Here is a 24645-nt window from a genome sequence, read left to right on the forward strand (position 1 = left end):
GCACTCGCAAGGGTGAGTAATGCACCCGCTGTACCAGCAAATGCCGACCAGCATTTTCGAAAAGATGTCGCTGGCGGCCATGGAGCATGGCGCCGTCAATCTTGGCCAGGGCTTTCCCGATTTCGGCTGGCCGCAAGCGATCCTCGACGTTGCTGCCGAGGCGCTTCTGAGCCAGTCGAACCAATATGCGCCCTCGCGCGGCTTGCCCGTGCTGCGGCAAGCGGTCGCCGATCACTACAACCGGCACCACAGCCTTGTGCTGTTGCCGGAACAGGTCTGCATCACCGCGGGCGCCACCGAGGCGATTGCCGCCGCAATCTTCGCGACCATTGCACCTGGCGACGAGGTGATTCTATTTACGCCGGCCTATGATGCCTACGCGCCGCTGATCCGGCGCGCGGGCGGGGTGGTGCGCGAAGTCGCGCTTCAGTCGCCCGCCTGGCGGATCGACGGTGCTGTGCTCCGGGAAGCCATCACCGGCAAGACTCGCGCGATCGTCATAAACAATCCTCACAATCCTACCGGCCGCCTGTTCGATCGTTCGGAGCTGGAGGCCGTCGCGGCGGTGGCAGTCGACCATGACCTTATCGTCATCAGCGATGAAGTGTGGGAGCATCTCTTGCTCGACGGCCAGCAGTTTACGGCAATGGCCTCGCTCCCGGCCATGGCTGACCGAACGATCAAGTGCGGATCGGCGGGCAAGATCTTCTCGCTGACGGGCTGGAAGGTCGGCTGGCTGGTGGCTTCCCCGGCGCTTGCGACGCTTGCGGCACGCGCGCACCAATTCCTGACCTTTTCCTCACCGCCCAATCTGCAGGAAGCGGTCGCCTTTGGTCTGAACGAGGGGGACGATTGGCTCGGTCCCATGCGCCAATCCTTCGCTGCCGCACGCGATCGAATGGCCGGCGCTCTTCGTGCCATCGGCTATTGTGTCCAGGACAGCGCCGCCACTTACTTCCACTGCGTCGATTTGGAGGCGTCGGGGATCCGGGCGGACGATCGCACCTTCGCCGATCGCGCGGTCGTTGAGGCGGGTATCGCAGTGGTGCCGCTGTCCGCCTTCGCAGAAATTGACCCTCCGCGCGGCTTCATTCGCCTGTGCTTCGCCAAACGGGATAGCACCATCGACGCGGGCGTCGCTGCTCTTGAGCGGGCGGCCCGGCTCTTCCGTTAGACGGCCGCAACCTCCGCTTTTCCGACCAGTCCTTTCCAATGCTCCGCGAAATCTTGGTGCCACCCCGCTAGTGCGTCCGGCGGGAGGGCCGGCGAGATCAAATAGCCTTGCGCCATGTCGCAGCCGAGATCGCGAAGGGTGCGCAGCTGGGCTTCATTCTCGACGCCCTCGGCGGTCGCCGTCAGGCCCAGTCCGTGGGCGAGGTCGATCATCGCCCGAACTATCAACTGGCAGTCGGCGGAGGTTTCGAGGTCGGCCACGAACGCACGATCGATTTTCACGGTGCTGAACGGCAGGTGCCGAAGCTGCAGCAAGGAGGAATAGCCGGTTCCGAAGTCGTCGAGGGCCAGTCCGATGCCCTTGATCCGAAATCGAGTCAGCGTGTCCATCAGTTGGATCAGCGGCTGGGTCGCACCTTCGGTCAACTCGACCACCAGGCAATCGGTGGGCATGTCCCACTGGCGGCACATCTCTTCGACGCGGTCCGGGAAATCGAGTTGTTCCAGGCTGAGCGCAGAGATGTTGAACGCGACGCTGAGGTCCAGCCCCTGACCATGCCAGTGCGACCATTGGCGAAGCACTTCCGCAAGGCCCCACTCGGTCAGGCGTCCGATCAGGCCATGCTCTTCGGCCAGCAGGACGAACGCAGCCGGCGGAACGGCGCCGATGTCGGGGTGATCCCACCGGACCAACGCCTCGACGCGTTTCAATGCGCCATCGGCGAGAGCGACCTGCGGCTGGTAGACCATGTAAAGCTCGCCGCCATCCAGCGCGTGTTGAAACGCGCTCAGCAGTGCGCCTTCGCTCACGGGGTGAGTGTGCCTTTCAGGGCCGTCAGGACGGTTTCCACCTCTTCCAAACGCGTCGGCTTGGCGAGCGGCCCGGCCATCCGCAGCCCAAGCGCTTCGCCGAGGCGAAACGCGGACTCAAGCACCCGGCGGTCGAAACCGCTGACGATCAGCACCGGCGCCTTGTATCCTTGGTCGGCCAGGAACCGAAGCAGTTCCACCCCGTCCATCCCCGGCATGCCAAGGTCCAGCGCCACCATATCGGGTCGCTCAGCAAGGAACCGCTCACGAAACTGCCGGTCATTCGAGGTCAGGATCGGGTCGAACCCACATTCTTCCGCGGCGCTTCCCAAAAATTCCGCAAGCACTGGCTCATCGTCAACCAGCAGCAGGCGCGGACGCACCGTCACTTCCAACCCTCCACTCCGTGCCCTTTGATGTCGTTCAGCCGACCGAAACGCTCTTTTAACCTCCGCCGCAATAGGTTTCTCAATCTGGTACGTTTTTCTTGGCTGCGGAGAAGAGCCATGTTTGCCTCGTTGATCCGACGGAAGCCTGTGGCGGACCCCGCGCAGATGGAGAACGCACTGGAATCGACCACTTTTTCACTGACCACGGCGGTGCCGCGGCCGCCCGAGCGTCGCGCGGACGAGCGACTGACCCCGCTGCTCCGCATCGCCAAGATCAAGAGCAATGCCGGCGAGCAGTTGATGCGCATCCGAAACGTTTCCGCCGGCGGCCTGATGGCGGAGTGCAGCCACCTGCTCGAGGTCGGGGAGGCTGTGAAGGTCGAATTCTCCTCACAGCTCATCCCGTCGTCGATCGTCTGGATCCGTGACGGGCTGATCGGCGTCAAGTTCGACCAGAACCTCGATCTCGGCGAGCTTCTCGCCGGCCGAAAGCCGCGGCACGGCTTCCGCACTCGTCCGCCGCGCCTGGAGGTGAACTGCAAGGCGTCCGTGCAGGTGGGGAAGATGTACTACACCGTCGACGTGCAGGATATTTCGCTCGCGGGTCTGAAGGTCGAGCCGATCGACGAACGCTGCCTCGACCAGAAGGTCGTGGTCGTGGTGGAGAGTCTTCGGCCAATCAGGGGCGAGGTCCGCTGGTATTCCAACCGGACAGCCGGCATTCTTTTTGACAAGCCGCTGGCGTTCGAGGAGCTGGCCGAGTGGGTCGGCAAACGGCTCGAGCTTGCGAGCCTCAAGGCCGCCTACAAGAGAGGCTGAGGCCACCGAACCGCTGGTTTTCTGCAGCCCCGCACCTATCTCTTCGGGCGAAGGAGATAAGGTGATGGCGCAAGAAGTGGCGGTGTTTGCGGGCGGGTGCTTCTGGTGCACCGAGGCGGTGTTCAAGGACATAACCGGCGTGAGCTCGGTTGAAAGTGGCTATACCGGCGGCCAGACGATCAATCCCACCTACAAGCAGGTCTGCGGCGGCGACACCGGCCATGCCGAGGCGATCCGCATTTCCTTTAACCCGGATGTCGTCAGCTACGACGACCTGCTCGACATCTTTTTCGCCACTCACGACCCGACGCAGCTGAACCGGCAGGGCAACGATATCGGGACCCAATATCGATCGGCCATCTTCCCGCTGTCGCCTGAGCAGGAGGAGAAGGCGCGGGCCGGCGTTGCGCGTGCCAACCAGGATCATGGCGGCCGGATCGTGACGACGATCGAGCCTAAGGCCGACTGGTACCCAGCCGAGGATTACCATCAGGACTATTGGGAAGGTGAGGGGCAGCGAAACCCCTATTGCCTCGCCGTAATTCCGCCCAAGCTCCAGAAGCTGCGCAAGAGCTTCCAGGACCGATTGAAGAGTGCGCCCGCCTCTGCCTAGCGCGGCGCCGCGGCCTTTCGCAGCCTGTCATTGATCGCGGCACCGAGCCCCTCCTCGGGGATCGGTGCCACGGCAATGAGCGGTTGCGCAGCTGAGTCGGCCTCATGAAGTGCGTCGAACAGACGCGACGCAGCCTCAACCACGTCCGCGTCCGCGCTGAGGTTGAAGTCGCCGCCGACATCGCCGAAGCCGATCAGATATTCGTCGTCGCCAGGCCGCTCGGCATTCAGTCGCACCGGCTTGGATGGAGCGTAATGGCTGGCCAACTGGCCCGGGGCCTCGATCGACCCGACGGCCTCAAGCTCCAGGCCCAGGTCGATCGGTCCGGGTCTAAGCAGGCGCAACCGATCGCCGTCTACGGCAACAATGGTGGACTCGATGCCGCGTGCGCACGGACCCGCGTCGACGATCAGCGGAATACGTCCGCCGAGGCTCTTCAGGACATGGGCGGCGCGGGTAGGGCTGATCGACCCGCTGGCATTGGCCGAAGGGGCGGCGAGCGGCTTGCCCGTTGCCCTCAACAGCGCCTGCATCGCCGGGTGGGAGGGGATCCTCACCGCCACCGTCGGGAGCCCTGCCGTCACCAGGCTGCTCAGTCCACCGGTCGGTCGGAGAGGTAAGACCATCGTCAATGGCCCCGGCCAGTGGCGGGCGGCCAATTGTTCTGCCTCGCTGCTCAACGACGCGAATTCCGCGGCTGCCGCGACATCCGGAACATGGACGATCAACGGATTGAAGCTTGGCCGCCCCTTGGCGGCATAGATGCGTGCAACGGCCTCGCCATCGGTGGCGTCGGCAGCGAGGCCGTAGACGGTCTCGGTCGGCATGGCGACGGGCTGCCCAGCCGCAATCAGCCGTGCCGCTTCGCCAATGGCTTCGTCGCTGAAGGGTAGAACGCGTGTCACCGGAACCGGCTAACTCCGGTGCCGCCCGACCGCAACTCAGGCGGGGCTTTTCTCGAACAAGGCGGTAGGGTCGATCCCGAGCCGCTCCATGCGCGCCCGGATTTCCGGCCATTCCTCCTGAAGAAAGCGCTTGCGTTCCCCATCGCGGAGCCGGGCTCGCGCACCGACGGCAACGAACATGCCGACACCTCGCTTGACGACGATCAGTCCCTCATCCTGGAAACCCTGGTAGGCCTTGGCCACGGTGAGCGGGTTGGCCGACTGCTCGGCAGCGAAGGCTCGAACGGAGGGCAGGGGCTCGCCATCTCGGTAAAGACCGGAAAGGATCGCGTCGGCGATCGTCTCCCTCAAGCGGACATAAACAGGCTTCTCGTGCTGAGTACGAAGCGTCATGCTGTCATAATACAGCGGCGCACAGAAAGTTCAATGATTAAACATGTTATAGTTGCGGTGGTGTCCAGGGCCGCCAGACGGTGGTCAACGGTGCCCGGGGCCGTTCCTCCAGCTCTCGCGCCGGGTGGCCGATGAAGATGAAGCCGGCGATCCGTTCCCCGGGGCCGCAAAAGGCTTGCCGCACCCGTTCCGAATAGGACTGCCATCCGGTGATCCAGCCGGCGACGAAGCCCAAGGCGTGGGCCGCGGTCAGCAGGTTCATGGCGGCCGCACCGCAGGACAATTCCTGCTCCCACACCGGAATCTTGTGCCCCTGTACGGGTGCGGAGACGAGGACCACCAGCGAACCGCCGAAGCGTGCATATTGGTCCGCGGCCTCGTGGTGCGCGGGCGTGGCGCACGGGTCTTCCTCGGACAATGCCTGCCGGAACAGCAGGGCAAGCGCGTCGCGTTGATCGTCGGCAACGGTGACGAAGCGCCACGGGAAGAGCTTGCCGTGGTCCGGGACGCGGGCTGCGGCGGTCAGGATTTGCGCCATCTCCTCTTCGTCGGGGCCCGGCCCCACCATTTCGCGCGGCTTTCCCGAGCGGCGGGTCTGGAGCAGGGTGAGGATCGATGAACGGTCGTTGAGCATCGACCGGCGCCATAGCGGCGCGTCACCTCGGCAACAATCGGCTTCCTTTGCAGCGTCAATGCGTTACGCTCGTCGACATAGATACGGCGCCGGTCCGACCGGCAGTCAATGGAGCAATTCGTGGCAACCACTCACCCCGTTGTGCCAGCGGAGAGGAAGACCTTCCTTGGTCATCCCCGCGGCCTTTTCATGCTGTTCTTCGCCGAAATGTGGGAGCGATTTTCCTATTACGGCATGCGCGCCATCCTGGTCTTCTACCTGACCAAACACTTCCTGTTCGATGAGAAGCCTGCCTACGCCGTCTACGGCGCCTACACGTCGCTGGTATATATCACCCCGGTGATCGGCGGGTATCTCGCGGACCGCTTTCTCGGCGCTCGAAAGGCGGTGCTGGCCGGGGGTGTCTTCATCTCGATCGGGCATTTGGCGATCGCCTTGATGGAAGGTCCGACCGGCGCCCAGGGAGGCTATCTCAACGGCTTCTACCTTGGCCTTGCCTTCATCATCATCGGCACCGGCTTCCTTAAGGCGAACATCTCGGTTCTCGTCGGCCACCTCTACCCGCGCGACGACACCCGGCGAGATGGCGGCTTCTCCATCTTCTACATGGGCATCAATCTCGGCGCCTTCCTCGGACCGATCCTGGTCGGTTATCTTGGGGAGCGGGTCGGATGGTCCTACGGCTTCGGCGCCGCCGGTATCGGCATGCTGCTCGGCCTCGTCGTCTTTGTCCTGTTTCAGCCGGAACTGCACGACGCCGGCCGCCCGGTGGACCCCGTCCGGCTGAAAGCACGAACCGCCCTTGGCCTGTCGCAAGAGTGGATCATCTACGTCAGCGCGGTGATCGGCGTCGGTGTGGCATGGCTGCTCGTTCGGGACGACACCATTGTCGGCTTCGGTCTCGGCGGCTTCGCGCTTTTAACCGTCGGCTACATTCTGTGGCGGTCGGTGTTTGTGCTGCCAAGAATCGAACGGCATCGCATCTTCGCCGCTCTTTACCTGATCGGGCTGTCGCCATTGTTCTGGGCGCTGTTCGAGCAGGCGGGCTCATCGTTGAACGTCTTCACGGACGAACGCGTGGACCGTCATCTGTTCGGATGGGAGATGCCGGCCTCCTGGTTCCAGTCGGTGAACAGTTTCTGGATCATCACGCTGGCACCGGTGTTCGGCGCCCTTTGGACCCTGCTCGGCAAGCGCGGCCTTGAGCCAAGCGCCGCGATGAAGTTCGCATTCGGACTGATTCAGATCGGACTCGGCTTCCTGATCCTCGTCGCGGGTGCGGGCGAGAATGGGCAGATGACATCCATGATCTTCGTCATCCTGCTTTATCTCTTCCACTCGATGGCCGAACTCTGCTTCTCGCCCGTCGGACTGTCGAGCATGACCCGGCTGTCTACAGGTGCAATGGTTGGCCTGATGATGGGAACCTGGTTCCTCGCCACCGCCGGTGGTAATTTCCTTGCGGCCAAGATCGCTCAGGCGACCGGGGCGAGGGGGTCGGTGTCGACCGGGTTCTGGAAGTCTATTCGACGATCGGCTGGGCGGTGATCGTGGTGGGCATCATCGCTTTGCCGGTCAGTTGGGGCATCACGAAGCTGATGCATCTCGATCAGCTCAAGAGTGAGGATCTCGCGGGGCAGGCTCAGCTGGCAGAGCCTGCCGCACCCGGCATGGGCCCCAAGAGCGAGACGCGACCCGACGGAAATCCGCCGCGGATCTGATCGCCTCTCGTGCGGCGGCTTGCTCTGGGTTAAGGCAGGCCGCCGAACCGGGGGGTGATCTATGCTGTTGCTGATTCTGTTTGCCGCGGCGTTCGTCGGCTCTCACTTCGCCATGTCGCATCCCTTGCGCTCGGCAATGGTGGAGCGGCTTGGGGAGCGCGGATTCCAGGGCGTCTACAGCCTCATTTCGCTCATCTTCTTCGCCGGCATGATCTGGGCCTACCGTGGTCTCGGCCGGCAGGAGCCGGTCTGGTCGGCGGGAGAATGGGCCTGGGTGTCCGCCGAGATCCTGATGTGGTTCGCAAGCGTGCTGCTGGCGGGCAGCTTCGTAAGGAACCCGGCGCTTCCCGGCGCACCCATGGCCGACCGGCCCGCCGGCGTCCTTCGGCTGACGCGTCACCCCATGATGTGGTCCTTTGCAATTTGGGCCGTGGTTCACGCGGTGGTGATCGCCACGCCCAAGGCGCTGGTGCTCGATGCCTCGATGCTACTGCTCGCGCTCGGCGGATCGGTTGGGCAAGACGCCAAGAAGCGGCGCCTGATCGGCGAACGCTGGCACGACTGGTCGGCCCAGACCGCCTTCGTCCCCTTTGCGCGCGGCATTGCCTATCCGGGAACGGTCGCTCTCGTGGGCGGGACGTTGCTCTACTTGCTTGCGACCTGGCTGCATCCGCTGCCGGTCAGCATCTGGCGCTTGGTCGCTTAAACGCTAAGAACGTCCGATGAAGCGCAAATTCTTCGGCACCGACGGCATCCGCGGCCTTACCAACAGTGAACCGATGACCGCCGCCACCGCCCTCAAGGTCGGCCAGGCGGCCGGTGCCCACTTCCTCCGCGGCGACCACCGCCACCGGGTGGTGATCGGCAAGGATACACGGCTTTCGGGCTACATGATGGAATCGGCCCTGGTCGCCGGTTTTACAAGCGTTGGCATGGACGTGGTGCTCCTGGGGCCGATGCCGACACCGGCCGTGGCGATGCTTACTCAGTCGATGCGCGCCGATCTCGGCGTGATGATCTCCGCCTCGCACAATCCGTTCGCCGACAATGGCATCAAGCTGTTCGGTCCGGACGGCTACAAGCTCAGCGACGAGGATGAACTCGCCATCGAGAAGCGCCTGTCGGAGGAGCCGGAGCTTGTGCCCGCCGACAAGATCGGCCGCGCCAAGCGCATCGACGATGCCCGGGGCCGCTACATCCACTTCGCCAAGTCGACCTTCCCGGATGACCAGCGGCTCGATGGCCTGAAAGTGGTGGTCGATTGCGCCAATGGTGCAGCCTATCAGGTCGCGCCCTCAGCACTGTGGGAGCTTGGGGCCGACGTCGTTGCGCTCGGCGTGACGCCCAACGGCACGAACATCAACGATCGCTGCGGCTCTACGCACCCCCAGACCCTACAAGAGACGGTAGTCGCGAGCGGCGCTCACATCGGCCTGGCACTCGATGGCGATGCCGACCGCCTGATCGTCGTCGACGAGAAAGGCCAACTGGTGGACGGCGACCAGCTAATGGCGCTGATCGCGATCGACTATCGCCGTCGCGGCGTGTTGCGCGGCGATCTCGTCGCCACCGTTATGTCCAACCTGGGTCTCGAACGGAGGCTGAAGGCGGAAGGCATCGGAATGAAGCGCGCGCAGGTCGGCGACCGCTATGTCCTCGAGGAAATGCGCAAGTCCGGCGCCAACGTGGGCGGCGAGCAATCGGGCCACATCATCCTCACCGATTATGCGACCACCGGCGACGGCCTTGTTGCCGGGCTTCAGGTCCTCGCTGCGCTGGTGGAAGGGGGCAGGCCGGCAAGCGAGACACTCCGCCAGTTCGAACCCGTGCCGCAATTGCTGAAGAATGTCCGCTTCACCGGCGGGGCGCCCTTGGACACCGACGCCGTCAAGCGCCGTATTGCGAATGCCGAAGCCGAACTCGACGGCCGCGGCCGCCTCGTCATTCGAAAATCGGGCACCGAGCCGCTGATCCGCGTCATGGCCGAAGGCGACGACCCGCAGCTGGTCGAGCGCCTGGTGGACGACATCTGCGATGCGGTGGCGGCCGCTTAACGATTGTCTGATAAGCGGACCTTCATGCCGGACCTCAGCCCTCGAATCCTCATCATCGCCGGGTCGGATTCCGGTGGCGGCGCGGGCATCCAGGCCGACATCAAGACTGTCACTATGCTCGGCGGACACGCAATGACGGCGATCACCGCCATCACGGCCCAGAACACGCAGGGCGTGACGGCAATCCACCCGGTACCGGCCGAGACCATCCTCGCTCAGATCGACGCGGTGGCATCGGACATCGGCGTCGACGCCGTGAAGATCGGCATGATCGGCAGCCCGTTCGCCGCCGAACAAATCGCGCTCCGGCTCGCTGCCTTGCGGGAGCAGCAGCCCGACCTCCCGATCATCTTCGATCCCGTAATGGTGGCGACCAGCGGGTCCGAGCTGGCCGACGACGCAACGGTGAACGCATTCGGCAAGCTGATGGACGTCGCCACCCTCGTCACCCCCAACATGCCCGAGCTTCATCGCCTCGCCCGCGACGAGGATCCGGTCGCCGCCGCGCTCCACCTCGTCTCCGACCATCGCTGCGCGGTGCTGATCAAGGGCGGCCATGACGAGGGCGACGCGCTGGCCGACGCCCTCATCGAAGAAGACAATATGACCAGCTGGCAGGGGCAGCGGATCGAGACCAGGAGCACGCATGGCACCGGCTGCACGCTGGCGAGCGCCATCGCCTTGTTCCTCGGCCAGGGCAATTCGCTGTCCGAAGCGGTCGGCCGCGCCCGCGATTTCGTGCGGATCGCGCTTCGCGAAGCACCGGGGTTGGGAGAAGGGGCTGGACCTGTCGGGCAGGGCAGGGTGCGCCTCGACGTCGGCGATGGCCCACGGCTGAACCAGGTTACCGTCACCGGAACGAATTACGACAAGTCGGTGGAGTTCTACCGCCGGCTAGGGCTGAAGCAGATCGTCGCCAACGCGCCCGACTATGCCCGCTTCGAGACGGCCGGCGGAGTCACCTTGTCGGTGCAGATCGACCCTGAAGAAACGATCGCCGCGACAACCGCCATCTACCTCGAGTGCGACGATCTCGACACGCGGGTGGAGCAAATGGCGCGCGGCGGGCTCGCGTTCGAGCATGGGCCTCGCAACCAGCCGTGGATGTGGCGCGAAGCGCGTCTTCGCGATCCCGACGGCAATATCGTCTTCCTCTACAAGGCCGGCGAGTCCCGCCGCTTCCCGCCCTGGAGGATCGACGAAGAATCCACAGGAAATTCGTAAAGCTTCTAGCGGCTTGGCGCGGCCCGGCATAAGCTTGGGCGCACCATGAAGCGGCCATGTTTCAAACTCGAGCTTCCGTTCCCGCAGCCGCTTGCCGGCGTCGACGAGGCTGGATGCGCGCCGCTTGCCGGGCCGGTGGTCGCCGCCGCGGTCATTCTTGACCGGGACCGCTTTCCCTACGGCATCGACGACAGCAAGAACCTCGATCTCAAGGAACGCGAAAGCCTCTTCAAGCGCCTCCACGCCTATGGTGCTGTGATCGGGGTTGGTATCGCGTCCGTCGAGGAGATCGACAGCATCAACATCTATTGGGCGCGGATGCTGGCGATGAGCCGCGCGGTCGAAGCGCTCGGGCTTGAGCCGGCCTGGGTGCTGGTCGACGGCAACGCCACTCCGCGCTGGCAGCGGCCGTCCAAGGCGATCGTCGGCGGGGATGCCAAGTGCCGCTCGATCGCCGCCGCGTCGATCATTGCCAAGGTTACTCGCGACCGGATCATGGCCGAGCATGCCCGGACCTATCCGGGCTACGGCTGGGAAACCAACCGCGGTTACGGCACGCCGGAGCACTATCGTGGCCTCGAAACTCAGGGGGTCACACCGCTCCATCGCCGCAGCTTCGCACCGGTTCGTGAGCTGATCGCCCGCCAATCCCAGGGCGATCTGGAGTTCACTGCCGTCGCCGCCGAATAGAAAAGCGGCACGCGAGTCCTTTGAGTCACACCACCACGGATTGAGTCCGACTACCCCCGCAAGACTCAACATCTTGCGTTCGGACGGACATGGACTCCTTACGTTCGCACCCGCTCTTCGCAGCCGCAGCAGCGCGCCTGCTTGACCCGGAGTCCGGCTGGACTCACCCTGCGCGTCCAACTGGGGGACGACGCAATCACATGAACCTTCTCGCCCGTATCGCGGAAGACCAGACGGTTGCGCGCCGTCCCCGACAGCCGGTCAAGCGCGAGCTGCCGCTCGATACCATTCTCCAGGGCGACTGCATCGCCGAAATGGCGCGGCTGCCGGACAAGTCGGTCGACATGATCTTCGCCGACCCGCCCTATAATCTCCAGTTGGGCGGGGAGCTGTTCCGGCCCGAAGGCGGCCGTGTCGATGCCTGCGACGACGATTGGGACAAGTTCGACAGCCTTGCCGCTTATGACGATTTTACCCGCGAATGGCTGGAACAGGCCCGCCGCATCCTCAAGGACGACGGCACCATCTGGGTGATCGGCAGCTACCACAACATCTATCGCGTCGGCTCGCTGCTCCAGGATGCGGAGTTCTGGATCCTGAACGACATCGTCTGGCGCAAGTCGAACCCGATGCCCAACTTCCGTGGCACCCGCTTTACCAATGCGCATGAGACCTTGCTGTGGTGCGCCAAGGACGAAAAGGCGCGCTACACCTTCAACTATCGCGCCATGAAGGCGCTGAACGACGATCTGCAGATGCGCAGCGACTGGGTGCTGCCGATCTGCAGCGGGTCCGAACGGGTCAAGGACGATGCTGGCGCCAAGGCGCACCCGACGCAAAAGCCGGAGGCCTTGCTCTACCGTATCCTGCTCGCCTGCACGAAGCCGGGCGACGTCGTGCTCGATCCTTTCTTCGGCACCGGAACCACCGGCGCGGTGGCGCGCCGCCTCGGCCGCCGCTGGATCGGGATCGAGCGGGAGACGTCCTACGTAAAGGTCGCCAGCGAGCGGATCGCTTCGACCCTGCCGCTTGACGAAAGCGCGATGCAGGTCGTCGCCGACAAGCGCAGCCAGCCCCGCGTGGCATTCGGCCTGCTGGTCGAAAGCGGCTATGTCGCCCCCGGGAGCCTGCTCACCGACAGCAAGCGCCGCTGGTCGGCCAAGGTTTGCGCCGACGGATCGCTCGATTGCGATGGACAGATTGGCTCCATTCACAAGGTCGGTGCCGCGCTCCAGGGAGCGCCGTCCTGCAATGGCTGGACCTTCTGGCACGTCGAGGAAGATGGCGCGCTGCTTCCCATCGACACGCTCCGCCAGCGGCATCTTCAGAAACTCTAGGCGACGTTCGTCCCGAGCGAAGCGAAGGGCGCCTCGCACCAACGCCTTGCCAGCGCCCTTCGACTGCGCTCAGGATGATCGAAAGTTTGCGAATGACCACACGGACCTTCCTTCGACCGACCGCTTTCGTCGATGCGCCCTTCGGCCATGACGGCAAGGTCGCGCGGCTCGCGGGTGGGCTGACCTTCTTTTCCGCCGTTGAGGTAATCACTTGGGACGGAAGCCGCCGCACCGGCACCGAACTGATCGGCGTCGAACGGCTTTACGACACACTCGACTCCATGCCAGAAGACGCAGCCCTCGCCTGGCAGCGGCTCACCTCGCCGCGAGATGCGCTGCAATTGGGCGAGCGGACGATCCGCCTCGACCAGCCACAGGTCATGGGCATCGTCAACGCCACGCCCGACAGTTTCTCGGACGGCGGCAGCTACGCCGATGCGGGTGCGGCCGCGCTGGCGGGGGCCGACATGAGCGCGCAAGGCGCCGCAATCATCGACGTCGGGGGGAATCCACCCGGCCCGGTGCCAAGCCCGTGTGGGAAGGCGATGAGCTTGAGCGCGTGATCCCGATCGTGCGTCAGCTCGCCTCTGGTGGAACCGCCGTGTCGGTCGATACCCGCAAGGCGGCCGTCATGCGCGACAGCGTCGCGGCAGGCGCGCGGATCATCAACGACGTGTCGGCCCTGACCTACGATCCCGATGCGGCGGCGACGTTGTCCGCCGTCGACGTGCCGGTGATCCTGATGCACCATCAGGGGCAGCCGGAGACGATGCAGCAGGACCCGCGCTACGCGGACGTGCTGGTTGAGGTCTATCTCTGGCTGGAAGAGCGGATTGCCGCGGCGGAGGAGGCGGGGATCGACCGCTCCCGCATCCTGATCGACCCGGGCTTCGGCTTCGGCAAGAATGTCGCCCACAATCTCGAATTGATGAACGGCCTCGCCATCTTCCACGGCCTTGGCTGTCCGATCGTTCTCGGCGCCAGCCGGAAACGAACTATCGGCGCACTGTCGGGCGAAGCGCCGGCGACCGAACGGCTTGGCGGCAGCATCGCATTTGCGCTGAAGGCTGTCGAACAAGGTGCGCAGATCGTCCGGGTGCACGACGTGCCGGAGACTGTTCAGGCTCTCAAGGTCTGGCGCGGGCTCCGCGATCAGGCGCTGACGCCGCGCTTCTGAAGGCGACGACCATCGGCCCAAGTTCGGTGAAGCTGTCCATGCGGCCGTTCGCCGGGTCCCACAGCGAGCTTACCGACCCGTCGAAGTAAAGCGCGTTGGGCGTTTTCAGCGCATCGCGGAAGAAGCGTGCGAACTTGCCGAACGACACGACCTGCTCGCTTATGACGAACAGGGCAACGCCGTCACCACGCACGCCAACACCGTTGCGAACGTAGCGCGAGGTGCCGTCGGCATCGAATCGCGGGTGCAGCTTGCCGCCGATCACCAGCATCGGTCCCGACTGGGTTGCGAAGCGTACGGCCTTCGAAGGAACGTAGTCCCTGCTCGTCACCACGGCCATGGAGCCGTCGTCGCGGACCAGGAAGACTCCATTGGGCATGAGGTGGAAGTTGCCACCGCCTTCCTTCAGGTTGATGGCGTGAACCTGCCGGCCATTCTCCACCAGCAGGCCGATTGGCCGCCCGGCATCGTCGAACATGCCCGCGTTCATGGCGAAGGAAACCCGGTCGGCACTTGCGCCAAGGCCGGATTGCAGCGCAGCAAACGACCGAAGGCCGTGTCGAACCTCGACTCCTCCACGACCGGCTGCGCAAACGGTGAAGCTATCGCCCTCGAAGCTTTGTGACTCGCAGGCCGATACAGGCTGCTGCACCGGCCGACTCCGCGAGCAGCCGGGAAGCAGGAGCACGGCCAGGAGCAACGTCCATCGCATGGCGCGCGAGGCTAAAGCGTCAGGCGGCGGTGTCGATCCCGATTTCGCCAAGCTTGCGGTACAGGGTCGACCGGCCGATCCCCAAGCGGCGCGCGACCTCTGTCATGCGCCCGCGGTAATGGCCGATGGCGAGGCGGATGATGTCCGCTTCGATATCTTCCATCTGCCGGATGTGCCCGTCGCTTTGGAACAAGGTGACTGCCGGATTGCCGGTCAACGCCGCTTCGCTTCGGTTCTCGCTGAGGCTTGGAGCTATATCGGTCGCACGATTATTGAACCGCGACTGCATCTCGATGTGCGGGAAGTGCTGGGCGGCAAGCGAGGTTCCCTCGCATTGCAGTGCCGCCCGGAACAGCACGCCGGCAAGCTGACGGACGTTGCCCGGCCAACCGTAGCGCATCAGCAAGGCAAGCGCGTCATTGCCGATCAACACCGGCTGGAGACCCAGTTGCTCCGAGAAGCGGCTGAGCAGGTGGCGCGACAGAGAGGGAATGTCCTCGCTCCGCTCACGCAGCGGCGGAATGACGACCGTCGTTGCGGTGATCCGTTCGGCGAGCCCCTCGTCGAATTGTTCGGGCAAGCGGCGGCCTGCGGTGGCGATCACGCGGACGTCGATGGAGTAGCTACCGTTGCAGCCCACCGGCCTCACTTCACCGGTCGCAAGGACGCGGTCGAGCCGCTGCTGCGTTTCCGGCGGCATGGCGGTGATATCATCGAGCAATAGGGTTCCACCATCGGCCCGAACCAGCTTGCCGACCTTGGAGTCGAACGCGCCGGGAAAGGCGCCTTTTTCGTGCCCGAACAACTCGCTGTCGATGATGTTGGCAGGGATCGCCTTGCAGTCCACGACGACGAGCGGCCCGCGCGATCGCAGGCTCGCGGCGTGAATGGCCCGAGCGAACGTTTCCTTGCCGGTCCCCGCCTCGCCGACGATCAGGATGGGAAGGCGGCTGCGCGCAGCCTTTGCGGCTTGCGCCAGTGCCGCGCGGAACTCCGGCCCGGAACCGATCAGTTGTTCGAGCGACAGGGACGGCGCAATCTTCTCCGCCATCGGCGCCAGTTCGCCCGCACCCCGACGACGATCGGCATTGGCGGCAAGCGCTTCGAGCAGCCGTTCGGGCGCAACCGGCCGAGTCAGGAAGTCGGAGGCGCCGGCGCGCATCGCTTCAACAGCGATGCTGACCGAATCGCCCGACGACAGGATGATCGTCGGCAGATTGGGCCTTTTGTCGCGAAGCGTGTCGATCAGCCCCGGTCCGGTCTCCGGCTGCCAATTGCCGATCAGCACCGCCTGAATGTCACGACCGTAGGGTCCCTGAAGAAGAGTCACCGCCACGTCCGCATCGGCTGCGTTGACGACGCTCCATCCCGCCCGCGTCGCGATGGCAGCAACCAGCCGGCGTTCGTCCGCGTCGGAATCGACCAGCAGCAGTGACCGGATCTTTTGCTCAGCCATGATGACGTTCAGCTCCCTTGACGCTCACGCATAGGCCGGCAGTCGTAAAAGCCCGCTTAAGGGCTTGGGCAGCGCCGCCAGCCTTGGTATGGGCTTGGGAAATCGTTCAACGAAGGGGATCAAATGGCGGTCGACCATTCCACGGCACAAGGTCACGGCAACGACATGGAAGCGCATGTCCGTGACTATTCGAAGTTCACGGCCATGCTGAAGTGGGGGGCGATCATTTCGGCGGTGATCGGGTTCATCGTCGTCTTTCTCGTCATCTCCTGATCTCGGCGGCAATGAAGATCGCGGTCCTCAAGGAAATGGCGCCGGGCGAGTCTCGCTGCGCCGCCATCCCGGAGACCGTGAAGAAGTTCGTCGGCCTTGGCGCCGACGTTGCGGTGGAAAGCGGGGCAGGCGCCTCGGCTTCCATTTCCGATGACGAATTCGCCGCCGCCGGCGCTTCGCTCGGCAGCCGTGCCGACATCCTCAATGGCGCGGGCATCATCTTGTGCGTTGCGGGTCCCGACCCGTCGGGTCTTGCGGGTGGGGCACCAGGCGCGCTGCTGATCGGCGCGCTGGATCCCGCGGGCAGATCGGAGGCCGTTCAGGGCTATGCGGGCGCGGGCCTCGACGCATTCGCGATGGAATGGATGCCGCGCATCACCCGCGCGCAGTCGATGGACATTTTGTCGTCGCAGTCCAACCTGGCCGGCTACAAGGCAGTGGTCGACGCCGCCGCGGCCTACGGCCGCGCCTTTCCGATGATGATGACCGCCGCCGGCACCGTCAGCCCCGCCAAGGTCTTCGTCATGGGCGTCGGCGTTGCCGGACTTCAGGCGATCGCAACCGCCCGCCGCATGGGGGCGCAGGTCAGCGCCACCGACGTCCGTTCCGCCACGAAGGAGCAGATCCAATCGCTCGGCGCCAAGGCGATCTTCGTCGAGAATGTCGCCGGTATCGAGGGCGAAGGGCAGGGCGGTTATGCCGGCGAAATGTCCGACGAGTATAAGAAGGCGCAGGCCGAGCTCGTCTCCAGCCACATCGCCAAGCAGGACATCGTCATCACCACCGCCTTGATCCCCGGCCGTCCCGCGCCGCGGCTGGTCAGCGATGCGCAGCTTGCCACCATGCGGCCCGGCAGCGTCATCATCGATCTGGCGGCCGGCGCGGGCGGCAATGTCGAAGGTTGCCGTGCCGATCAGCTGACGGAAATCCACGGCGTCAAGGTCATCGGTGCGTCCAACCTGGCACGCAGCCTTCCGGCGGACTCCTCGGCCCTGTTCGCCCGCAACCTGTTCAACTTCCTCAGCGCCTTTTGGGACAAGGATGCCGGCGCGCCCGTGCTTCCCGACGAGGATGAGATCGTGCGTGGCATCTGCCTGACGCACGGCGGCAAGATCGTTCACGAGAGACTGGCCAGCTAGGATGGGCTTTTTCGCGGCGACCGAAGTCGACGTCTCCGACATCGACAAGAAATATGGCGCGTTGCTCCTTGATGACGAGCGCATCCTCGCGGCATTCAAGACCATTCGCGACGTCGTTTTCCTCACCGGCGACCGGCTGTGCCTGATCAACATCCAGGGACTGACCGGCAAAAAGGTGGAGGTCACCAGCATCCCCTACCGGTCGATCGTCCGCTACAGTATCGAGACCGCCGGCACCTTCGATCTCGACGCCGACCTCAAGATCTGGATCAGCAGCACTCATGAGCCGCTGGAGATCAAGATCGGCCGCGGCTCCGACCTGCCGGGCATTCAGAAGCTGCTCGCGAAAGGCGTGCTTCGTCGCTGAGCGGCTAATCGCCGATGAGGTGAAGCATCAGGGTCCGGCGCTGCGGCCGACGCCGATGCTCGAAAAGGTAGATGCCCTGCCAGGTGCCCAGGGTCATCCGGCCATGCCGGACCGGGACTGAAAGGCTTGTCTGGGTCAGTGCCGTGCGCAGATGGGCCGGCATGTCGTCCAGACCTTCGTCGTTATGGCTGTAGTCGGTGGCGCTTTCGGGCGCGATCCGCGCGAAATAATCTTCCACGTCCCGCTTGGCCGCCGGCGCCGCATTCTCCTGGATCAGCAAGGATGCGGACGTATGCTTGCAGAAGATGGTAAGCAGGCCGGTCGCTATCCCCGACGTGTCGAGCCATGCCTCGATCTCGTCGCTGATCTCGTGGAGACCCTGTTCACGGGCGGTGATGGTGATGGTGTTGAGATGCTGCCGGATCATGTCGGGCAACCAACGTTGCGGCGCCAAAACCGCTGCAATGAAAAAAGCCGCCCGCGGCTGCGGACGGCTTCGTTTCTTAACCGGCTGGTTGGGCCGGGTTGGTCTGGCTCAGCCACCGACTCCGGTATTGCCGGTGCCCGAACCGCCCCACCAATTCCAAAATGCCCAGCGGGTATGGATCTTCTTCGACATCTGTCCGTCCCCTTTTCAACTGCGATTCGGCAGTCGAGGGACGTTAACCTTAATAAGAATGGTTAGCAAGACGTTAAGTATTTCTACGCAACCGATCGCCTTTGATCGATGATTAGGCGGCGTCTTAAACTATCGAAGCTCATTGGCCTGCCGATGATAAAGCCTTGAGCGACATCGCATTTCATCTGGACGAGAGCGTCGAGCACTTCCTGGGTCTCAACCCCTTCCGCCACGACGGTTCGATTGAGCGAATGGGCAAGCGCGATGGTGGACTGAACCATCACCTTGTCGCTTCGGCTCTCCGTTATTCCACGAATGAAGCTCTGATCGATCTTGATTTCGCTTGCGGGAATCTTCTTCAGATAGTCGAGCGTGGACATGCCGGTGCCATAGTCGTCGATTGAAATGTTGACGCCGATGTCTCGAAGTTCGCTCAGGACCTTAAGCGAGTCGCGGCTACCGATGGCCGATGTTTCGGTGAGTTCTAGAGTAAGCAGCTCGGGATCGAGCAGATGTTTAAGCAGGATCGCGGAAAGGCGGGACTTCAGGTCCTTGTCGTCCAACAGGCGGGCGGACAGGTTCACCGCCATATGAAAGGGACGCCCCGCTCCATTCACCCGAGCCGCGGCCGCAACCGCCTGATCCAAGACGAAATCCGTCAGCTTGCCGATGCGATTGTTCTGTTCAGCCGCCGGGATGAACTCGGTAGCTGCGATCGGGCCTTTTTCCGGATGGTTCCATCGTGCCAGCGCCTCCGCGCCGATGATGTGGCGCGTCCGGAGGTCCAGCTTGGGCTGATAGGCCACCCAGACTTCGCCATTATCGATGGCTTGATCGAGCTTGCTTAGGATCGACAGGCGCCATTTTGCATCCTGCATATTTTCCGGATCGTGAACCTTCCAGCGGTGACCGTGATGCGACGCGTCCTCCGCTGCCGCGAGCGCGCTGGCGAGGCGATTCGGAACCGAACGGTCGCTGCCAAGCTCGATCCCGAAACAGACTTGAAGGTCGATCTGGACGTCGCCCACGCGCACGGGATTCCGAAACATCGAATATAACGCGTCGATATGGTCGCCGAACGACAATTGTGCGGGCTCGAACCAGGCGAAGATGCCGCCGTCGCCATGGTAGATGATTTTGTTTCCCGACCCGACCGTCAATCGCGATACGATCTGTTCGACCAGGTTGCGTTCAGAGCTTGCAGGTAAGGTCGAGACGACGTCCGCGTAGTTGAGGAATCGGGCGACGACCAGTGCTTGCTCGCGCGAAACGGCTGATGAACGGATTGCGTTCAGGTTTGGGAGGTCCGACACGTGATTCTTAAGACCGTCACTCTTGAAGTGACGCCATGTCAGCGTGCCCCAGATTGTCGCAAGCAAGAAGAGGCTTGGAGCGATATCGACGAAGATGAGCCTCGCTTCCAGAGCCGCGGGAACGAAAATTACGGCCACTGTCGCGCTGCCGAGAATGATGATTTGCTGTTTCCGCGAACGAGTGAGTACTGCGGTCGCACAAATCAAGAAGCAGGCAGCAAAGCACCCGAGCCATCCGACTGAGATGGGCGTTCCTGACTTCAGCGTTTCCCCACCCAGGATCTGGATATAGGCTCCGGCCATCTGCCCCATGCCGGGGATGAAGAAGCGATCTCCCAACGAAGACGCATCGGCACCAATTACCACGTCCTTTCCGCGTAGCGCACCCTGGGGCAGGCGGCCGTTCAGCACATCGACGGCAGCAAGGGTTGGGACACTCTTCGGGTCGATCGAGTAGTCGATCGGGAAGTCAGCACCGGTTTCTGCTGACGGCACGCGCGCAAGTCGTGAGGCAAGGGACGGGATATTTTGCCCCTTGAACGGGACATTTGTCGGCAAATGCCAGACGGCGTTCTGATAATTATATTCAACGCCAATGAAGTGAAGCCCCGTTCCTACCATGAGCAGAGGGGTCGGCCCGGTCAGTTCTCCCTTCTTGCCAATGGCATCCCACAGTCCGCGAACTGGCAGGAAGACTTTGCCGGATCGCCGAACTGCGGACGCGAGCGCTTGATCTTCGGCAACGTCGCTTTCCGCGTCGAAAGTAACATCGAACAGAATGCGATTGGCGCCAGCCGCGGTCAGCTTGTCCACCAACTGCCCGTGAACACTCCGCTTCCACGGCCAGCGGCCGACCTGAGCAAGCGAGCTGTCGTCGATGCGGACGAAGACGATGTCGCCCGATGCGGGATGGCTGTGGAGCTTGTTGCGGCCGATCCTAAGCTGGTCGTCCACGATCTGGCCGATGCCGACGACACCGATCAGAAAGCCGAACAGTGCCGCCCAGGCGAGCAGCCTGACCGGGGATTGCCGAACCTTGTCCTTCTTTCGCCAGGGCAACTGGACGCTCCGTGCTGTCGCTTCCGATCCGCCATGCCGATGAAAGGTTATTAAATTGGAAACCGTGATGGGGTTGACGTCGGTTTCTCGCTCGATTGTGAGGACCTCACGCTTTCCTCTGTCCTACCGCATCGCTTTTGTGCATTGTCGCGGCGTGCGCTGGACGGTTCCACATGGCGGTGCGACGGAGGATGGCGGACGTGCTTAACGTCGCGCATGGTGCGCCAAAGCCCGAGACAATTGAGAACCTAAGCCCTGCCCATTGCCAAAGGATGGCGAACTGATGGATTTCATCTCGATCCTGTCGATCTTCGTTCTGGCCTGCTTCGTCGGCTATTTCGTGGTCTGGTCGGTGACCCCGGCGCTGCACACGCCCTTGATGGCGGTGACCAACGCCATCTCCTCGGTGATCATCGTCGGTGCGCTGATCGCGGCGGCGGCGGCGGGAAGCGCCAGTTCGAAGTGGCTGGGGCTGCTGGCAGTGGCCTTGGCAAGCGTCAACATCTTCGGCGGCTTCGCGGTGACGCAGCGCATGCTCGCAATGTATAAGAAGAAGGAGGGGCGGAAGTGAGCCCCGCCTTGCCCGAAGCCGCGCACGCGCAGCCCTCCTGGGTCCTGCTCGCCTATCTCATCGCAGGCGTCTGCTTCATCCTCGCCCTGCGCGGGCTCTCCAGTCCGGAAAGCAGCCGGCGGGGCAACAATTTCGGCATGGCCGGAATGGCGATTGCGGTCGCGACCACGTTGGCAATCCATGACATTGCCTCGCTGCCGGAGATCGTCGGCGCCATTCTTATCGGAGGCGGCATCGGCCTCGTCATGGCGCGCAAGATCCAGATGACGGCCATGCCGCAGCTGGTCGCCGCCTTCCACAGCCTCGTCGGCCTCGCCGCCGTCCTCGTCGGCGCCGCCGCCTTCCTCAACCCCGAGGCATTCGGCATTGCGGTGCGCATCACCCCCATCGCCACCCCCAGCTTCGTCAGCATCTTTCCGGTCAGCCGCATCGAGATGGGCCTTGGCGTCGCGATCGGCGCCATCACCTTTTCCGGCTCCGTCATCGCCTTCCTGAAGCTCAACGGCAACATGTCGGGCTCGCCGATCCTGTTGCCGCTCAGGCACGTCATCAACCTCGGCACGCTCGTCGCCATCCTCGCGCTGATCGCCTACTTCACGCAGGACCAGAGCGCCTGGGTGTTCTGGACCATCATGGCGCTGAGCTTCGCCATCGGTTTCCTGCTGATCATCCCGATCGGCGGTGCCGACATGCCGGTCGTGGTCAGCATGCTGAACAGCTATTCGGGCTGGGCCGCGGCGGCGATGGGCTTCACGCTTCACAATAGCGCCATGATCATCACCGGCGCGCTGGTCGGCGCCTCGGGTGCGATCCTGTCCTACATCATGTGCCGGGCGATGAACCGCAGCTTCATCTCCGTCATCGCCGGCGGCTTCGGTGCCGAGGCAAGCAGCGGCGGCGCGGCGGCGGCTATCGATCGCCCCTACAAACGCGGCTCGGCCGAGGACGCCGCCTTCCTGATGAAGCAGGCCGACAAGGTCATCATCGTCCCTGGCTACGGCATGGCCGTCGCCCAGGCGCAGCACGCGCTCCGGGAGATGGCGGACCTGCTGAAGAAGGAAGGGGTGGAGGTCAAATATGCCATCCACCCGGTCGCCGGCCGCATGCCCGGTCACATGAACGTGCTGCTCGCCGAGGCCAACGTGCCCTATGACGAGGTGTTCGAGCTGGAGGACATCAACAGCGAGTTCGCGCAGGCCGACGTGGCCTTCGTGATCGGCGCCAACGACGTCACCAATCCCGCGGCCAAGACCGACAAGAGCTCGCCCATCTACGGCATGCCGGTCCTTGACGTTGAAAAGGCCCGCACCGTGCTGTTCATCAAGCGCTCGATGGGCGGCGCCGGCTACGCAGGTGTGGATAACGAGCTATTCTACCGCGACAACACGATGATGCTTCTTGCGGACGCCAAGAAAATGGTCGAGGAAATCGTCAAGAGCTTGGGATAGCTGGATAATTTCCGTTATCCCAGCGCCGGTAAAGAGCGCGGGAAGGGGAAGCGTTTTGCGCAAATTGGGCATCATCGGCGGCGCGAGCTGGTCGTCGACCGCCATGTATTATGACCAGATCAACAGGGCCGTCGCACAGCGGCTGGGCGGGCTGCACAGCGCCCGGTTGGTGATCGAAAGCCTCGACTTCGAAGCCGACTATGCGAGCTTTCACCGCAGCGGGGATTGGGCCGGCGCCGACCGGGTGATCGCCGGCGCCGCGGCGCGGCTCAAGGCGGCGGGCGCCGAAGGCCTGCTGCTCGCCTCCAACACGATGCACAAGAATGTCGAGGCGGTGCGCGCCGCTGTCGACCTGCCGATCGTCGACATTCGCGAGATCACTGCTGAGCGGTTGAAGGCGGACGGCCGCAGCCGCATCGCCCTGCTCGGCACCCGTTTCACCATGACCGAAGCCTGGGCGCGCGGCCCCTACGAAGAGCGTGGAATCGTCATCCAGGAGCTGAACGCCGAATGGCGCGCCGAGGTCGACCGGATCATCTACGAGGAGCTCGCCGGCGGCCGCGTGGTCCGCGACAGTCAGCGCAAGCTGAAGACGCTGATCACCGAACTTCAGAAGCAGAAGGTCCAGGCGGTGGTGCTCGCCTGCACCGAGCTGGTCATGGCCGTCGACGTCCGCGCCAACGTCCTCCCCGTCTACGACACCACCGCGATCCACGCCCGTGCGGCAATGGAATGGATGCTCGCCGACGAGGAGCAGGCGAGGGCGGCCGCCTAGCTTTCCTTGCTCCGACAAGGGTGGCTTCGCCCGTGCGGCTGGAATGGAGTCTGAGCAACCAACGTCCGCTTCCCACCCATTGCGGACACGCGCGGTGCCAGTATTCATTGAGCATGAGCGATGGGCGAACATTGCCTGGCGGCGTGGTTCACGAACTTCCTGACGACTTGCGAGCCGTCCTGATAGTGGACGAAGCTGCTTCTGCTACCTGGAATGACATCACACCCCTTGCCCGCAACGAGTGGATTTGCTGGGTGATCTCAGCGAAGAAAGCCGAGACGCGGGACAAGCGCGTCCGATGGGGTTGCGAGAGTCTTGGCGAGGGAAGGCGCCGACCTTGCTGCTGGCCTGGATGCCCGCATCGCTAAGAAAGGCTGTGCCACGTCCGCTTTCCACCCGTTCTGGACGTTCAGCCGAGAGTCCGCTTTCGACCCATTGCGGACATTCGATCCTGAGGGCAAACTCTCCGGTATGCAGCCCTCCAAGCGCCTAACGCTGTGCGTTTTAGCTGCTGCTCTTGGTGGCTGCTCCTACAGCTACAGTCTGCGTGCCGTTGTCATAAACGGCCGCTTGGCGTTCGTTGTTGATCCCTCGTCTGGGCGATCACCGGATTGCGTAAGGGGCATCACTGTATCCTTGGACGACAGCGGCCCAAATGCTGTGGCTGAGCAGGGCGACGACGAAGGCTTAGTTAAGAATGGCGGTGCCTATTGGTGGGAGAACAAGGAGACCGGTTCATGCCTGAACGACTTTCCGGTCTTTTATGGCGCACCGCTTGAAGGCAAGCCTTTCGACTACGGCGATGAACACTCTGGATATGTGAGGCCGAAAAAGCTGCGCGTTGGAGTGATTTACGAAGTCAACGCCCAAAGTAGCGGCTCAGGTTATGGCAGCGGGTGGTTTCGCATTACGCCTCAACTGACAGTGGAGAGCTGGCCCGAAGATCCCACGCCGGTGAGCCCCAGCAGCTAATT

General features: G+C 63.6%; 25 protein-coding genes and 2 pseudogenes. 18 read left to right on the forward strand and 9 right to left on the reverse strand.

The window, feature by feature from the left end; translation table 11 throughout:
• Positions 1-19: 19 nt before the first annotated feature.
• Positions 20-1174 (forward strand): aminotransferase, encoded by a 1155-nt coding sequence (locus G7077_RS12440; RefSeq protein ID WP_166411983.1) that lies wholly within the window; start codon positions 20-22, stop codon positions 1172-1174.
• Here the strand turns inward: G7077_RS12440 and G7077_RS12445 are convergent.
• Together G7077_RS12445 and G7077_RS12450 are read right to left on the reverse strand one after the other, a co-directional pair.
• Entirely contained in the window at positions 1171-1983 is an 813-nt protein-coding gene (locus G7077_RS12445) for an EAL domain-containing protein (protein WP_166411984.1), read from the reverse strand. The genes G7077_RS12440 and G7077_RS12445 overlap by 4 nt on opposite strands.
• Positions 1980-2366, reverse strand: coding sequence for a response regulator (locus G7077_RS12450; protein ID WP_206367645.1), 387 nt, complete (start codon positions 2364-2366; stop codon positions 1980-1982). The genes G7077_RS12445 and G7077_RS12450 overlap by 4 nt, the downstream gene beginning before the upstream one ends.
• 153 nt (positions 2367-2519) lie before the next feature.
• On the opposite strand from G7077_RS12450, the gene G7077_RS12455 reads away from it, so the two are divergent.
• Together G7077_RS12455 and msrA are read left to right on the forward strand one after the other, a co-directional pair.
• Positions 2520-3191: a PilZ domain-containing protein gene (locus G7077_RS12455; RefSeq protein ID WP_206367646.1), complete on the forward strand. Its 672-nt coding sequence runs from the start codon at positions 2520-2522 to the stop codon at positions 3189-3191.
• Between the two features lie 64 nt (positions 3192-3255).
• Positions 3256-3804, forward strand: coding sequence for a peptide-methionine (S)-S-oxide reductase MsrA (gene msrA, locus G7077_RS12460; protein WP_166411987.1), 549 nt, complete (start codon positions 3256-3258; stop codon positions 3802-3804).
• On the opposite strand, the gene G7077_RS12465 is transcribed toward msrA, so the two are convergent.
• From G7077_RS12465 to G7077_RS12475, 3 genes are all read right to left on the reverse strand, one after another.
• Positions 3801-4631: an L-threonylcarbamoyladenylate synthase gene (locus G7077_RS12465; protein ID WP_246167568.1), complete on the reverse strand. Its 831-nt coding sequence runs from the start codon at positions 4629-4631 to the stop codon at positions 3801-3803. The two genes, msrA and G7077_RS12465, sit on opposite strands and share 4 nt — an antisense overlap.
• Before the next feature lie 114 nt (positions 4632-4745).
• Positions 4746-5102 (reverse strand): GntR family transcriptional regulator, encoded by a 357-nt coding sequence (locus tag G7077_RS12470; protein WP_166411989.1) that lies wholly within the window; start codon positions 5100-5102, stop codon positions 4746-4748.
• A 46-nt stretch (positions 5103-5148) separates the two neighbouring features.
• The gene (locus G7077_RS12475) at positions 5149-5736 is read right to left on the reverse strand and encodes a nitroreductase family protein (protein ID WP_166411990.1); all 588 of its coding nucleotides are present in this window, start codon (positions 5734-5736) and stop codon (positions 5149-5151) included.
• Between the two features lie 108 nt (positions 5737-5844).
• On the opposite strand from G7077_RS12475, the pseudogene G7077_RS12480 reads away from it, so the two are divergent.
• From G7077_RS12480 to folP, 7 genes and pseudogenes are all read left to right on the forward strand, one after another.
• Positions 5845-7457: pseudogene (locus G7077_RS12480) on the forward strand (peptide MFS transporter).
• A gap of 61 nt (positions 7458-7518) precedes the next feature.
• A complete protein-coding gene (locus G7077_RS12485) occupies positions 7519-8163 on the forward strand; it encodes an NnrU family protein (protein WP_166411991.1) in 645 nt (214 codons plus the stop codon).
• Positions 8164-8179: 16 nt separating this feature from the next.
• Positions 8180-9511, forward strand: coding sequence for a phosphoglucosamine mutase (gene glmM, locus G7077_RS12490; RefSeq protein ID WP_166411992.1), 1332 nt, complete (start codon positions 8180-8182; stop codon positions 9509-9511).
• A gap of 24 nt (positions 9512-9535) precedes the next feature.
• The gene (gene thiD / locus G7077_RS12495; protein ID WP_166411993.1) at positions 9536-10735 is read left to right on the forward strand and encodes a bifunctional hydroxymethylpyrimidine kinase/phosphomethylpyrimidine kinase; all 1200 of its coding nucleotides are present in this window, start codon (positions 9536-9538) and stop codon (positions 10733-10735) included.
• Positions 10736-10780: 45 nt separating this feature from the next.
• Entirely contained in the window at positions 10781-11425 is a 645-nt protein-coding gene (locus tag G7077_RS12500; RefSeq protein WP_166411994.1) for a ribonuclease HII, read from the forward strand.
• A gap of 200 nt (positions 11426-11625) precedes the next feature.
• Positions 11626-12762, forward strand: coding sequence for a site-specific DNA-methyltransferase (locus G7077_RS12505; protein WP_166411995.1), 1137 nt, complete (start codon positions 11626-11628; stop codon positions 12760-12762).
• Between the two features lie 92 nt (positions 12763-12854).
• Positions 12855-13939: pseudogene (gene folP, locus G7077_RS12510) on the forward strand (dihydropteroate synthase).
• On the opposite strand, the gene G7077_RS12515 reads toward folP, so the two are convergent.
• Positions 13890-14651 (reverse strand): phosphodiester glycosidase family protein, encoded by a 762-nt coding sequence (locus tag G7077_RS12515; protein WP_166411996.1) that lies wholly within the window; start codon positions 14649-14651, stop codon positions 13890-13892. The pseudogene folP and the gene G7077_RS12515 overlap by 50 nt on opposite strands.
• 19 nt (positions 14652-14670) lie before the next feature.
• On the reverse strand, positions 14671-16107 hold the full coding sequence (locus G7077_RS12520) for a sigma-54-dependent transcriptional regulator (protein WP_166411997.1): 1437 nt from the start codon (positions 16105-16107) through the stop codon (positions 14671-14673).
• A gap of 123 nt (positions 16108-16230) precedes the next feature.
• On the opposite strand from G7077_RS12520, the gene G7077_RS12525 reads away from it, so the two are divergent.
• The 3 genes from G7077_RS12525 to G7077_RS12535 are packed head-to-tail and all read left to right on the forward strand — an operon-like array spanning position 16231 to position 17886.
• Positions 16231-16380 (forward strand): aa3-type cytochrome c oxidase subunit IV, encoded by a 150-nt coding sequence (locus G7077_RS12525; RefSeq protein WP_166411998.1) that lies wholly within the window; start codon positions 16231-16233, stop codon positions 16378-16380.
• Positions 16381-16391: 11 nt separating this feature from the next.
• A complete protein-coding gene (locus tag G7077_RS12530) occupies positions 16392-17519 on the forward strand; it encodes an NAD(P) transhydrogenase subunit alpha (RefSeq protein WP_166411999.1) in 1128 nt (375 codons plus the stop codon).
• Between the two features lies 1 nt (position 17520).
• Positions 17521-17886, forward strand: coding sequence for a PH domain-containing protein (locus G7077_RS12535; protein WP_166412000.1), 366 nt, complete (start codon positions 17521-17523; stop codon positions 17884-17886).
• A 4-nt stretch (positions 17887-17890) separates the two neighbouring features.
• On the opposite strand, the gene G7077_RS12540 is transcribed toward G7077_RS12535, so the two are convergent.
• Positions 17891-18310, reverse strand: a complete 420-nt coding sequence (locus tag G7077_RS12540; RefSeq protein WP_166412481.1) for a secondary thiamine-phosphate synthase enzyme YjbQ — start codon at positions 18308-18310, stop codon at positions 17891-17893.
• 278 nt (positions 18311-18588) lie between these two features.
• Entirely contained in the window at positions 18589-20877 is a 2289-nt protein-coding gene (locus tag G7077_RS12545) for an EAL domain-containing protein (protein WP_166412001.1), read from the reverse strand.
• A gap of 283 nt (positions 20878-21160) precedes the next feature.
• Between G7077_RS12545 and G7077_RS12550 the strand changes: the two genes are divergently transcribed.
• The 5 genes from G7077_RS12550 (at position 21161) to G7077_RS12570 (ending at position 24643) form a co-directional block, all read left to right on the forward strand.
• A complete protein-coding gene (locus G7077_RS12550; protein ID WP_166412002.1) occupies positions 21161-21448 on the forward strand; it encodes an NAD(P) transhydrogenase subunit alpha part 2 in 288 nt (95 codons plus the stop codon).
• Positions 21445-22896 (forward strand): NAD(P)(+) transhydrogenase (Re/Si-specific) subunit beta, encoded by a 1452-nt coding sequence (locus tag G7077_RS12555; RefSeq protein WP_246167206.1) that lies wholly within the window; start codon positions 21445-21447, stop codon positions 22894-22896. Before G7077_RS12550 ends, G7077_RS12555 begins: the two co-directional genes overlap by 4 nt.
• Before the next feature lie 55 nt (positions 22897-22951).
• Positions 22952-23671 (forward strand): aspartate/glutamate racemase family protein, encoded by a 720-nt coding sequence (locus tag G7077_RS12560; RefSeq protein WP_166412003.1) that lies wholly within the window; start codon positions 22952-22954, stop codon positions 23669-23671.
• Positions 23672-23784: 113 nt separating this feature from the next.
• On the forward strand, positions 23785-24039 hold the full coding sequence (locus tag G7077_RS12565; protein ID WP_166412004.1) for a YdeI/OmpD-associated family protein: 255 nt from the start codon (positions 23785-23787) through the stop codon (positions 24037-24039).
• A complete protein-coding gene (locus G7077_RS12570; protein WP_166409934.1) occupies positions 23987-24643 on the forward strand; it encodes a hypothetical protein in 657 nt (218 codons plus the stop codon). The genes G7077_RS12565 and G7077_RS12570 overlap by 53 nt, the downstream gene beginning before the upstream one ends.
• Positions 24644-24645 lie beyond the last annotated feature (2 nt).

The sequence above is a fragment of the Sphingomonas piscis genome (genome assembly GCF_011300455.1).
GTDB classification, from domain to species: domain Bacteria; phylum Pseudomonadota; class Alphaproteobacteria; order Sphingomonadales; family Sphingomonadaceae; genus Sphingomicrobium; species Sphingomicrobium piscis.